General features: G+C 40.9%; 10 protein-coding genes. 2 read left to right on the top strand and 8 right to left on the bottom strand.

Annotated elements, in window-relative coordinates:
* Positions 1-19 precede the first annotated feature (19 nt).
* The 4 genes from ppx to GOL65_RS05025 all read right to left on the bottom strand — a co-directional run bounded on the left by ppx (position 20) and on the right by GOL65_RS05025 (position 6,586).
* Complete coding sequence (gene ppx, locus GOL65_RS05040; RefSeq protein ID WP_140921147.1) at positions 20-1,561, bottom strand: exopolyphosphatase; 1,542 nt, start codon at positions 1,559-1,561, stop codon at positions 20-22.
* A gap of 2 nt (positions 1,562-1,563) precedes the next feature.
* The gene (ppk1, locus tag GOL65_RS05035; RefSeq protein ID WP_140921148.1) at positions 1,564-3,657 is read right to left on the bottom strand and encodes a polyphosphate kinase 1; all 2,094 of its coding nucleotides are present in this window, start codon (positions 3,655-3,657) and stop codon (positions 1,564-1,566) included.
* A 559-nt stretch (positions 3,658-4,216) separates the two neighbouring features.
* A complete protein-coding gene (gene fabA / locus GOL65_RS05030) occupies positions 4,217-4,735 on the bottom strand; it encodes a bifunctional 3-hydroxydecanoyl-ACP dehydratase/trans-2-decenoyl-ACP isomerase (protein ID WP_130591050.1) in 519 nt (172 codons plus the stop codon).
* Positions 4,736-4,834: 99 nt separating this feature from the next.
* Positions 4,835-6,586 (bottom strand): AAA family ATPase, encoded by a 1,752-nt coding sequence (locus GOL65_RS05025; protein WP_179038178.1) that lies wholly within the window; start codon positions 6,584-6,586, stop codon positions 4,835-4,837.
* 196 nt (positions 6,587-6,782) lie between these two features.
* Between GOL65_RS05025 and matP the strand changes: the two genes are divergently transcribed.
* Positions 6,783-7,238, top strand: coding sequence for a macrodomain Ter protein MatP (gene matP, locus GOL65_RS05020; RefSeq protein WP_140921150.1), 456 nt, complete (start codon positions 6,783-6,785; stop codon positions 7,236-7,238).
* 107 nt (positions 7,239-7,345) lie between these two features.
* Here matP and ompA read toward each other — a convergent pair whose 3' ends face one another.
* Together ompA and sulA are read right to left on the bottom strand one after the other, a co-directional pair.
* Positions 7,346-8,422 (bottom strand): porin OmpA, encoded by a 1,077-nt coding sequence (gene ompA, locus GOL65_RS05015; RefSeq protein ID WP_140921151.1) that lies wholly within the window; start codon positions 8,420-8,422, stop codon positions 7,346-7,348.
* 800 nt (positions 8,423-9,222) lie between these two features.
* The gene (gene sulA / locus GOL65_RS05010) at positions 9,223-9,717 is read right to left on the bottom strand and encodes an SOS-induced cell division inhibitor SulA (RefSeq protein WP_140921152.1); all 495 of its coding nucleotides are present in this window, start codon (positions 9,715-9,717) and stop codon (positions 9,223-9,225) included.
* Positions 9,718-9,951: 234 nt separating this feature from the next.
* On the opposite strand from sulA, the gene GOL65_RS05005 reads away from it, so the two are divergent.
* A complete protein-coding gene (locus GOL65_RS05005) occupies positions 9,952-10,572 on the top strand; it encodes a TfoX/Sxy family DNA transformation protein (RefSeq protein WP_179038177.1) in 621 nt (206 codons plus the stop codon).
* Between the two features lie 46 nt (positions 10,573-10,618).
* Here the strand turns inward: GOL65_RS05005 and yccS are convergent, their stop codons facing one another.
* Together yccS and GOL65_RS04995 are read right to left on the bottom strand one after the other, a co-directional pair.
* Complete coding sequence (yccS, locus tag GOL65_RS05000; RefSeq protein WP_140921154.1) at positions 10,619-12,784, bottom strand: YccS family putative transporter; 2,166 nt, start codon at positions 12,782-12,784, stop codon at positions 10,619-10,621.
* Between the two features lie 33 nt (positions 12,785-12,817).
* The gene (locus GOL65_RS04995; protein WP_140921155.1) at positions 12,818-13,270 is read right to left on the bottom strand and encodes a YccF domain-containing protein; all 453 of its coding nucleotides are present in this window, start codon (positions 13,268-13,270) and stop codon (positions 12,818-12,820) included.
* Positions 13,271-13,373: the final 103 nt, after the last annotated feature.

Below are 13,373 nucleotides of genomic sequence, written 5' to 3'. Positions count from 1 at the left end.
TTTTTCTATTTAATCTTTGTTATGCCACTTGTTCATCATCATTTTTTAGTAATAACTTCCAACCGGCCACATCTTCCCAATATTCCTGCTCTCGCTCCAGATCGGCAAGTACCAGACTATTTATATCTAAATACTGAGGTGGGAAAATCAGAGTTATATGGTAATCATCGCTATAAAGTCGGCAATATTCAGGCTCTGTGGTTGCCTGACGCTGATTATTTAGCAGGATAGCCAGACGGAGAATTTGAATCAACGGAATAAACTGGCGCTTTTTAACTAAATTAAAGCTGGGAAGTTCATCCAACTTTATTCCTTTACGATGAAAGCGAACCAGAGAGGCCAACAGAAGCTGGTGTTCCTGGTTAAAACCTGGCAGGTTAGTGTTTTGGAGAATATAGGCGGAGTGGCGCTGCATATTACTGTGGTTAATGCTTAATCCCACTTCATGTAGCATTGCAGCCCAGCCAAGGAGTGCTTCTAACTGTGGATTGGCCTGTGAGGCATTTTGAGCAAGCCATTGAGCATAAAAAGATTGGGTAGTGGTTAATACCCGATTAGCCTGTTCCCGATCGATATTATAATGTTCAGCTAAACTGATGGCTGTTCTACTACGAATATCCTGATGGCGGAAACGACTTTCCATTTCATACAGCACTCCTTCGCGTAGAGCACCATCTGATAACCTGAGTTCCTTAATTGCCAGCGCATTAAATACGCCACATAAAATAGCCAGTCCGGGAACAAAAACGCTTTGGCGGTCAGGAGACAGGCCATCTAAATCGATAGCTTCAAAGGATCTGAATTTAAGGGTGGCATTAACCACTTGGGTCAGACGTTCAGGCGTAATGATGCCGTCTCTTTCACCCATCTCTTCAATAAGTACATTGTGTACTGCTTTAATTGTTCCTGATGCACCTAAGGCGTATTGCCAGCCCTGAATACGGTATTGCCAGGCCAGATTTTCCAGCTTTTGTTCCGCGGCCAACTGTGCGCGCTGAAAATTCTGTTTGGTTATCTCATTATTGGGAAAAAACTGTTTAGCGAAGCTAACACAGCCCATACGTCGGCTTTCAGCAATCAGCGGAGAAAAGTCTTCACCAATTACTAACTCAGTAGAGCCGCCACCAATATCAATAACTAGCTTACGGCCTTTTTCCGGTTGAGTATGGGCTACACCCATATAAATAAGACGAGCTTCTTCCTGTCCGGAAATAATTTCGATTGGGTAGGGTAATATCTCACTGGCGCGCTGCAGAAAATCCTGACCGTTGACCGCCAATCGTAAAGTATGGGTACCAACGATGCGTACACTGTCTGGAGAAAAACCCTGAAGGCGTTCCGCAAACAGGCTCAGGCAATTGAGCCCACGTAACATCGCTTCTTCACTGAGATAGTTATCTTTATCCAAACCATCAGCCAGATGAACTCGCTGTTTTAATCGACCTAAAATTTGCAATGCCCCATTAACAACACGGGCGATAACCATATGAAAGCTGTTGGACCCTAAATCAATAGCTGCGATTTCTTGTGGTTTTGTTGTTATTGAATCGTTTAAGTGCATTATTATTTCTCTGCTATATCTGTCGACTCTACGTTGGTCGGCTGTTCTAATGCTTTCAGATAGTCATAAATGGCAATTTGTGAACGAACTTTTCTGCGGTTTCCACGAGGAACATATTGATTACTTAATTCTTTATCAATAATGCGGGCTTTTACCGTATCGGATAGTTGAATATCAATAATGTCCAGAACCCGTTGTTTAAGAACCGGATCAAGAATGGCAACGCCAACTTCAATGCGGTAATCAATATTACGGGTCATCCAGTCAGCTGAGGAGATAAATACCTGGTTATCCCCCTGATTCTCAAATATATAAACGCGAGCATGTTCAAGGAATCGATCAACAATACTGGTAACCTGAATATTCTCGCTAATACCGGGAAGATTTGGCACCAGTGAGCACATTCCTCGTACGATAAGACGAATCTTCACACCGGCACCAGAAGCCGCATAAAGTCTGTCAATCAGTTCTTTATCTACCAGATTGTTAATTTTTAAGGTGATGCCAGCATCCAATCCGGCCTGAGCAAAAGAGATTTCTCTGTCGATCAGCTTATTTAGCATTAAGCGAGAGTTTTGTGGTGAAACCAGTAAATGCTCAAAACTCACGGGGCGATAAGGGTTTTCAATAAAGTTAAATACCCGGCGGACTTCATTAGTAATACGTGAATCTGCAGTGAGCAGAGAGAAGTCAGTATAAAGGCGGGCGGTTTTCTCATTAAAATTACCGGTGCCAATATGGGCATAGCGAACAATCTGACCGTCTTCTATACGGGAAATAAGGAAAAGTTTGGCATGAATTTTCAGGCCTGGGGCTGAGAAAATAACGTGTACACCCGCTTCAGTTAAGCGTTTAGCCCAGTGAATATTAGCTTCTTCATCAAAACGCGCCTGCAGTTCTACAACCACAGTCACTTTTTTACCATTATGGGCGGCATTAATCATTGACTCGATTATGCGAGAGTCTTTGGCGACCCGATAAATATTAATTTTGATGGCTAATACGTTAGGGTCAAATGATGCCTGACGCACCAGCTCAAGAACGTGTTCGAAAGTGTGGTAAGGATAGTAAAGCAGTACATCGCGCTCTTTAATAGCATCAAAACCATTACGGAAGTTGTTGAACCAAATATGCCTTAAACGGGGTAATGGTTTATTAACCAGATTGGCCTTACCTACATTTGGAAAACTGATAAAGTCTTTGAAGTTATGATAGCGGCCACCGGGGATCACCGAGTCATAAGATGATATTCCCAGCTTTTTGCGCAGAATTTCCACCATATCATTTGGCATATCACGTTGATAAACAAATCGAACTGGTTCTGCTGTAAGGCGCTGTTTCAGGCTGGAAGACATCAGTTCAAGCCAGCTGGATTCCATTTCATTTACCAGGTCATATTCGGCATCCCGAGTCATTTTCATCGAGTAGGCATCAAGAGACTGATAATCGAAAAAACCCTTAAAAATATCATCAAGACAAAAACGGATAATGTTATCCAGTAAGATCATTGGTTTGCGCCGACGAGGCGGCTCAGGTGGCAACGTAATAAAACGAGATACCTTATTAGATGGAATTTCTAACAGGGCATACTCCTTTTTATCTGCATTAATCACGATTTCAACGGCCAGATAGGTGTAGTCGTCTTTTAAAAACTCAAGCAGGCTAATGTCGTTATTGAGCAGAATAGGGGTAATGTGTTGTCTAAGATGATTCTTGAAGTAATGGCGTAACCAGATTTGCTGATTTTCAGATAGTTGACGCTCATTGATTAAAAACACCTGATTACGAGCCATTTCCAACAGGAGTTCGTTGTACAGGTTGTCAAATTCCAGATCGGTTTTTAATACTTTAGCCTGAATCTTTTTTAACACCTGCCTGGAACTGGACGCTGAGCCTTGTTCTTCCTTAATCAAAATACGCCGTTTTACATCGGCAAAACGAACCTTATAAAACTCATCGAGGTTACTGGAGTAGATGCCTAAAAAACGGATCCGCTCAATCAATGGGTTACTTTTATCAGCAGCTTCCTGTAATACCCGTTCATTAAACGATAACCAGCTCAGTTCTTTCTCAATATAGAGTTTTTCCTGATTCATCATGACTCCGTGACAACTGAATAATGGGACCATTATGGCGATTAGTGTGGGGGCAAGTCTACAGATACCTGAGAGGAATTGTTCTGTAGTTAATAGTTTAGCTAACCTTGGTACCAACGCGCATTGCCGATTTATGTGTTTTTTAGCGATAAATCGAATATTTGAAATTTAAGTTTTTTGAGATTGTGTCGTCTTAAGTGTTGCCTAAGGAAAAACAGAATATAAATAAGGATAAATAATGCGAGGCAACAACTCATTGAGTGTGGACCCAATTAATGAAAATGAACATTCTTTGGTCTATCACTGCCCATATTGTAAGCAAAAACTATTATCAAAAGCGCCTTATAAAGGGGAAGTCTGGGAGAGCTCTATTTGCTGCCACCATTGTGAAATGATTAATTACTCGATCTTTTATCATAATCGTGTTGATTCATTTCGATTAAGTAACGTTTAAATCACAATCTACAAATGTCTAAAACAATAAAGGCGTATTCCATTGCGATGAAATACACCTTTATCAGGATGGTGAAAACCACCTTAAATCAATAAGTGCTGATGGTTAAAATGCACTGGTATCTTTGAACAGACCTACTTTCAGGTCGGTCGCTGTGTAGATTACACGGCCATCAACTAATACTTCACCATCGGCTAATCCCATAATTAGACGGCGATTAACAATACGCTTTAAATGCAAACGGTAGGTGACTTTTTTAGCGGTTGGTAATACCTGACCGGTAAGCTTGACCTCACCAACACCAAGCGCACGGCCTTTGCCTTCACCACCTAACCAGCCTAAATAGAAGCCGACTAGTTGCCACATTGCATCCAGACCTAAACAACCAGGCATAACAGGATCGCCAATAAAGTGACAACCAAAGAACCACAGGTCAGGATTGATATCTAATTCTGCTTCTACATAACCTTTGTCATACTGCCCGCCGGTTTCGGTCATTTTTACAATGCGATCCATCATTAACATATTTGGTGCCGGTAATGGAGGTCCGCCTGCGCCAAACAATTCGCCACGACCTGAAGCAAGCAGGTCTTCTTTTGTATAGGATTCGCGTTTTTCAAACATAATTGTACTAACCTTATTTTTTGAATATGTAAAAGGGCAGTGTACCCATTGGTAATATCGCACTAGATTAGCTTACAGTTGTAAGCTGAACAAGTCCGATCAGCCGCGATTGAACCAATTAAGCCAACGAAGCGCCCATGGCAGGCGATTGCGATCATTTCCTGCTACTTGAGTAATGCGTTCCTGAATGGAACCAATGATGCTTGGTTTGTTTTCATCAACGTAAGGTAATCCAGTCAGTAATGGTAAGGCATCTTGCGCATGGTCGATGGCCCATAAATGGAAACGACCCGCCTTCACCGCTTCGACAACCTCATTTTTTAAACATAAGTGACGTATATTAGTCAACGGTAAAATAACGCCCTGAGAGCCGGTTAATTCACGGCTATTACAAACATCAAAGAATCCTTCGATCTTTTCGTTAATTCCACCAATGGTTTGAACATTACCAAACTGATCGACTGAACCGGTTACGGCAATTTGCTGATTAATTGGCTGTTGTGATAATGCGCTCATTAATGCACACAGACCAGCCAGTGAAGCACTGTCACCATCGACTTCACCGTAAGATTGTTCAAACACGATAGAGCCAGAGAATGGGAACTGTTGGTCTGAGGCCAGCTCTGCGGCAATAAAAGCCTGCATAATCATAATGCCTTTAGCATGCAGATTGCCGCCCAGTTCGGACTTTCTCTCTACATCGGTGATTTCCCCATCACCCAGATGAACCACACAGCTAATGCGTGAAGGTTCGCCCATCGCACGAGGATGTCCCGGATATTCTAAAACGGATAAGCCATTGATTTGACCAATCACAAAACCTTCGGTTTCGATACGTACCTGACCAAGATCTATGTCATCCAATACCATTTCTGATAGGTAGCTCTCACGCCACAGCTTTTCCTGCTCTGCTTGTTCCAGCGACTGAGCAGTAATAGCTGGCATAGCAAAAGGTGTCGCATCGCTTAATATATGGCTCAGTAATTGAGGGCAGAGAGGCAACTTTTCCTGATCGCCACTTTTTCTGACTGCGATATTTATTAGCGAAGGATAAGCACTGGCATCAATTGAAGGTAACTGATAGTGAAAGGCAACAGAATTAAGATATTCACACCAGGTCACAATATCTTCATCCTGATTGACAACCAGATCGGTCTCGAATTCAGTATAAACAACCTGCTCAATCAGTTCCGGCTCCAGTTCCTGAAGTTCACCTAATCCGTAACGGTCGCCAACTAAAATAACTTTTAGCTCCAATGGCATTGAAGGAATGGATAATGGTAAAGGGCGGCTGTCATCGACAGAAAACCACTGAAAACGCTTGCTGATTACTGCTTGCTTCAGGCGAAACCATAAATGTGGCTGAGTTAATAAGGTACGAACAGAAAGAATCAGAACTCCACCGTTTGCTTTATGAATCAGACCTGGTTCCAACGTATAGCTATCGTTGTGTTTACGCAGGCAGCCAAACAGTTGTTCTGTTTCCAGCCATTCTTCATACAGACAGTCATCAGTAGCTGCAAAATTGTCGCTTTTACTTTGAGCATCAACACGGCTGATAACTGCGTTGTTGATTTCATATCTGCTGCCAAAAACTTCAGAACGTACGGGCTGAATATTTTTTACCGTATCATGGATCAGTGAAAGGTAGGCACGGCTATCAACAGCTTTTATCAACATAAACGGCGAAGCCGTCACATGCTGATGACAGAAGGTATGCAAAGATTTCTGCAAACGAGGCTGCGTGATTGCAATGTTTAATGGTTCGCGACGATATTCTCGTTCGAACAGGCCTGTACAGGCAGCGGTATTTGGCAATAACTGTTGCCATTCAAGTTGATTGATAGTCAAAGTATTCGCTGTTTTATTCAAAAAGGAAAACGAGATTATACAAGAAACACACGGAGTTCATACTCCCATGATTCAGTTAACCAATTGTCTGGTCAATATTATAGACAATGGCAGCAAAACAGTAGGGACAAACTCTTGAGATGGCCTAAAAAGCTGCTATGCTACAAATGTTACACGGTCACTCAATAGGTGCTTTATGAAATATCAACAATTAGATAATCTTGAAAGTGGGTGGAAGTGGAAGTATCTGGTTAAAAAGTACCGGGAAGGTGAAGAGATAACTCGCTATATTGAATATAGTGCGGCTCAGGAAAAAGTGGATGAGCTGCTACAGTTAGAAAATGAGCCGCATCGGGTTCAGGAATGGATCGGGGCACATATAAATCCTGATTTATTAAACCGGCTAAAACAAACTATCCGGGCCAGACGTAAGCGCCATTTTAATGCAGAGCAGCAGCATACGCGTAAAAAGTCTATTGACCTTGAGTTTCTGGTGTGGCAGCGTCTTTCTGCTTTGTCTCAACGTCGTGGAGCAACGCTGTCTGAAACTATTGTTCAGCTTATCGAAGATGCTGAAAGAAAAGAGCAATATGCTAATCAGATGTCGTTATTGAAACAGGATTTGAAAGCTATCTTAACTCAGGATAAGTAGTATCAGCTGAAAAACAGACAAGTTTTGGCGTGATATTTTCGTATTAGAAAGTAATAAAAAACCCCGCAAAGCGGGGTTTTTTTGTATCAAGCTATATCAGAAGGCTATTACTTTCTAACAGCTTCTTTAACTTCAGTTACAACGTCTTTAGCGCCTTTAACTTCGATCTCTACACGACGGTCTGGAGCCAGGCAGTCGATCAGAGCAGCACCACGTTTCATACCATCACAGGTAGAACCGGTAACTGGGTTAGATTTGCCTAAACCACGAGCAGAAATCTTATCAGCAGGGATGCCTTTAGATACTAAGTAGCTAACAACGCTGTTAGCACGTTGCTCAGACAGTTTTTGGTTGTATTTCTCTGAACCGATACGGTCGGTGTAACCCAGAACAACTAAAGATCCGTTAGTTGGGTTGATTGAGCTTAATTCGCCGTATAATTGATCCAGAGCTTGCTTACCTTCTGGCTTCAGGTTTGCTTTGTTGAAAGCGAACAGAACGTCAGATTTCAGAGTGAAACGCTTGGTTTCAACAACTGGTACAGCAACTACAGCTGGAGCTGGTTTAGCTTGGCCAAAACGGTAAGCTACGCCTAAGCTCAGCATGCCGTTGTCTGGACGAGTACCAACGCTGTCAGAATCGCCGTTACCGATGTTGTTAACCCACTGGTAATCTAAACGAGTAGCGATGCTTGGAGTGATAGCATATTCAACACCAACTGCTGCCAGTGGAGAAATACCGGTATCATGAGCTTTGTATTCACCACCAGTTGCTGGATGAACTTTGGTGTCTCCACGCCAGCCCATAGCACCTAAACGGGTGTAGATATCCAGATCGTTCATTACTGGATAGCTCAGTTTAGCTGCTAATTGGATGCCTTGAGCTTTATAAGCAGCACTGTTATCACCACGGTAAGTCATACGACCTAACCAGTCATAACCTAATTCAAAACCTAAGTATTGGTTTGCTTGATAACCGAAATAAGCACCAGCACCTAATTGGTTAGGGTGAGTATTTTGGTTGTTCAGTGAATCAAGACCGGTGTTTTTGTAGAAACCAGTGTCATGGTAAGAAGACCAGCCCACTTTAGCACCAGTGTACCAAGTGTTGTCTAATGGTGCGGCTTGCGCTGCAGTAGCGAAACCGGTCAGTGCCATTGCTAGTGCAATTGCTGTCTTTTTCATTTTGCGCCTCGTTATCATCTAAAATAGTAGTGATATAAGTTAATGCTATGTGGTTCTAGTTTTAAAGTTCGAAGTTAAAGTACCCTCATCAATCCATGACTGACATCGAGAATCCGGAACCATAAAGCAACCTAATCAAGGTAAAGTTTACAACGTGTAAGAAAAGTTACAAGTGTTGAGTACTAAAAGCAGATAAAAATATCCTGATTAGTTTAATTATTAACGCCTGTGTTACGTCAGTAACTCTTAATTAAAAGCTAACCTGAGCGGCAGTATAATAATCAAGTTGAATAAATAATAGCGATAAATTAATGATTATGAGAGAAGAAAGGAAAGTGTTAAGCATTCTGTGCTATTAAAAGATTGTTATTATGTAACATAAAATTACACCACAGATGCTTTGTAATGTTATGTTAGCTTAAGTAAAGATGTTATGTGAACTAATAATCCAATTGATTGATACAGAGGGAAGAGTTGTTTCTGAGGGCAATAAAAAGCGCTTTTATCACAGGAAGTAATAACATTAAGCAATAATCATCAGTGGAAAAATGTCTGCCAATTCCCCTCTGAATTTAATATTTAATGTCTATTTTTGGTTTAATAATGTCCTGCTTACAAAATGGGCGCTGGATAATTGGTAAATATAAATACTTACTTAAAATAGGCCTTAATGTTTAAGCATTACCTTATCTTTCGCAACGCATTAGGCTAAATTTAAAGATATAACTATTTCTATGTATGACCATGCATTTGATAATCAGATATGCCGTATTGGCTGATTATAAAAGGTGCAGGATCAGTTAGTGCCAATGAGATTTCCCAAACATCTCATTATGCATCAGGGAACTCTGTAACATTGGAAGAGATTGCAAAATGAACCCATAGCAATCACCTTCTTTTGCTGCTTGATTCAATTTTTCTTTAATTTCCGGACTAATCGCAGGTAGCCAGGCAATAACTGAGCTGAAGTTACCGCTACGTAGTGCTTTTCCCATCATCTCAACGGTACTTTCAGTTGAAACTGAATTTAATCCGATGGTTTTATTTTCCGGCAATCCCAGACTATTTATCCAGTAACGATTTAAGCGACGTTCAGGCGAAAGCCAAAGTTGCCAGCGGGGTTGATGCCCTAATTGTTGCAGAAAAGGTAATAACAGGTGAAGTGTAAATGGATTTTGTGGATCGTAAATAATTTCACTCACTTGACTGGAGGTACAAGCAGGCTTCTGAGTACTACCTATTGCATTAGTTAGTGTATATGAAGCGTTATGATGTGTTTGTTGTATTGAGTGCATAATTTAGTCACCTATATTCATACTGTGTTTTTATACAGTAATCGAGCTATTGGACGAAATCAAGTATTTTCATGATGCTTCGCAAATTTTGCATTATTTAGCTATTAACTAACTATTACTTCTAGATATTTTTTGAAAATTGATTATGTTGAAAATAGTTTCAATACGTTACTTTGTGTCGTTACGTATCAAACTACATTAAAGCTATTTATCAAATACAACATGAGAGGTTATATGGACAGAGAAGATACTAAACAGTTGGTCAGGAGCGTTATTGAACATTTTAGTGAATTAGGGGAACTCACATCTCGTTCAATGTTTGGAGGCTATGGAATATGTAAAGGCAAGGTAATGTTTGGGTTAGTATCTGAAGACAAGTTCTATTTAAGAGCAAATAAAAAATTGGAAGCAGTCTTTGTCACTTATGGTATGAATCAATTTGTTTATAGCAAGAGGGGGATCCCTGTGTTGCTAAAGTATTACCATGTGAATGAATCTTTATGGCGGAACAAAGATGCGTTACGGCGTTTTGCTGCAGAAGCTTTATCTGCGGCTTCATCTGAAATGAGAGAAAAAGATACTCAAGAGTATGTAAGAATAAAGGATTTACCTAATCTCAATCTGGCAATAGAACGAATGTTAAGGCAAGCGGGAATTAAATCCTGTGAAGAGTTATTTAGTCTGGGGGCATTTCAATCTTTCATTAAGATTCGAGAAATGAAGAAGGGCATTAAATCCGATCTGCTTTTTTCATTAGCCGGTGCAATAGAAGGGTGTCATGTTGTTACTTTACCTACGGCACTTCGTGATGATTTAACTGAACAGCTCAAACTTTACGATAAGACAAAAAAGTAGGTTTTGTTAATTCTGAAAAATTAAAATAATTCAATAGATAGCGCTCTTATTTGGAGGATGTCGGAGATTCCTTTATCTCAGAATAGATAGTATCTGACAGAGAGACAAACTCAGGTAGTAGCCCAATTATTAGCGCTAGTTGTTGTGTAACTAATTGGTTTTTGTTTTCAGACTGACTGCTAAGTATTTTGATCTTTTGATTAACAGAATTGAGCGTCGAAACCATTTTTTCATTTTGTTCAGCATTTATTTGCAATGCATCATCAATATAACACATGGCATCATCAAGAAGAGATAGAGTTTCTGGGCTATCAGTTAATCGTTCCCGATGGGCACCTAATGCTGAGATATAACCCAGTAAAGAGTGATTCAGACAGAGTAATCGGAAGCCATTATCCAACTGATTAGCATCTTTATTAGGTTCTGCAGCCATACTTGAAATTACAGAGGCAAGTTCAGCATCGCAGTTGTGGGCATTACGCCGAACTATCCGGTAATCAACGCTGTTGTTTTTTCCCTGATGATATTGCTCCAGTATGGCATCAAGGTAACGACAGTTTGCATCAATTGCTTTTTTCAGTACTACGGACAGGTGCCGAAATTTCCAGTCAGGCCAAATAAAACTGACCGCAGCCCAGGCAATTCCGCAACCTATCAACGTATCGATGATTCGGGGAAGTGCAACCTGAAAACCTTCGCCCAACAGGTTAAAACAGCAGAGTACTAACAGTGTGATAAACATGGTCGCATAAGCATAACGAACATTACGGAAAGCAAAAAACAGAACGCCGCTGATAACAATCAGAATTAGTTGACCTTCCTGGGAAGGTACAAAATAGAGGATTGGCAGACCTAATAAAATACCAGCAATAGTACCCACCACTCTTAATGTCAGTCGGGTGCGGGTTGCATTATAGTTTGGCTGGCAAACAAACAGACTGGTTAGCATAATCCAGTAACCATTTTGCAGATCGGCCAGTTGAATAATGGCATATCCAATACACAGGACCATTGACATTCTAACCGCATGGCGAAACAAGGCGGATTGTGGTGTTAGGTTTTGAGAGATTCTTGACCAGATATCTTTTAAGCCCGTTAATTTATCGTCAGCCAGTGTGCTGTCTTGTACGGATTCAGTATTGGTTGTTTGCTCTGATTCGATGTTATTGAGCTGGGAATCAATGGCTTTCAAATTATTTAGCAAATGCTGTAATGATTGTGTCATAGCAATTGGCAGGCTATGGCTGGATTCCAGATTAGATAAACTCTTTTCCAGATGTTTTATCGCCTGAGTCTGATAAACATCATAAATATACTTTTGCTGATATCGAATAGAGTAAGCAATGCTGCGGCATGCTTTTGACTGTAAGGTTAAAAGCCGTTGGAAACGGAACAGAATATCGGTATAGCGCAGCGCCTCGCTTAATTGTTGATACTGTGCATGAGAAGAACTGGCCTGTTCGTGAATATCCTGAGCAACAAAATAGTAATGCAACATTCTACGCGTACTGCGCTGACCTCTGTCACCTTTAAGACGAGTTAGCAACGAAACCTTGGTCTGATTTAGAGTACTAACCAATACACCATTAGCCATGGTGGCGTGAATCAATTGATCGGTAAATTGATGTTCTTCGTCTGGATCAAACAGCATTGATTTGCTATCAAGATAGCCAGCCAGATTATCAAAGCAGCGAGCCAGATTATCTTGTAACGGGCGAATAGGTAGGATCAGATGCCCAAACAGAGTAATAATATTGTACCAAATGGCCCCTGCAAGCAGTAATACCGGTTGCGTATACCATGATTCATACAGCGATTCTCCCAACATGGTATAGATAGCGATAAGCAAAGCACCAAAAGCGATCGTGGCATAACGTTGCCCAAGGGATCCTAGCAGGATAAATCCGGCCGTTGAGAAAAGTAAACCAACAACAAATAGCCAGGGATAGGGGAACAGTAGTTCAATAGAAACGGAAGCCAGAAAAAAGCAGATAAGCGTAATCAACAAATTGCGCAGCCGTCCGGTCAGACGATCGTCCAGATCGGTTAATGCTGCTGCAACAACACCAAGCGTTAAGGGAAGCGTGAGTAAACTTTGATTAATCCACCAGGGAACAAAAACTACGCCCGTCAGTGCGATAAAGATACGGATGCTGTAGAGCAGATTACTGTTATAAAAGTAACGACGAAGCCCTAATATCAATGAAATCACATCCGTATCCTGTTACTCATAAAAGATGAAGACTTAACGTTGTTGAAGCTGACGCTTGGCTTTAGATATACGAGCTTCTTGTGCCACCTCAACTGAAACAACACGACGTCCAACAGGCCATAGTGCGATAACGGCTATTTTGAAGTTAGCAATCCCCACAGGAATACCAATGATAGTAATACACTGAGCTATTCCGGCGCAGATATGGGCTAAACATAACCACCAACCAAAAAAGATAAACCAAAAAATATTAAGCGCGGTTCCTCCCGCATTCATTAAGGCGTTTTTTTCATCAGGATTGAGATCGTCAACATGTACAGCTTCATTACCAAATGGAAACAGTGAAAGTTTAGTTATTTCCCAACAGGAACGCGTTAAAGGCAGAGTAAATATAAGCACAATGGTTACGATTGTTGCCAGTAACCATCCTAATGTAGTGATCACACCACCAAGAATAAAATTGAGTATATTTAATATACTACGCATTAGATAACTCCGCACAATGATAAGAGAATAGATATAACAAGGGTATTGTTACGGTTAATTCAAATTTACTCAATGGAAAAGAGTTACCAATCATATTTCTGGT

The sequence above is a fragment of the Limnobaculum xujianqingii genome (genome assembly GCF_013394855.1).
In the GTDB taxonomy this organism is placed as follows: Bacteria; Pseudomonadota; Gammaproteobacteria; order Enterobacterales; family Enterobacteriaceae; genus Limnobaculum; species Limnobaculum xujianqingii.
Note: the sequence above shows the minus strand (reverse complement) of the source record. Positions and strands in the feature narration are given on the sequence as shown.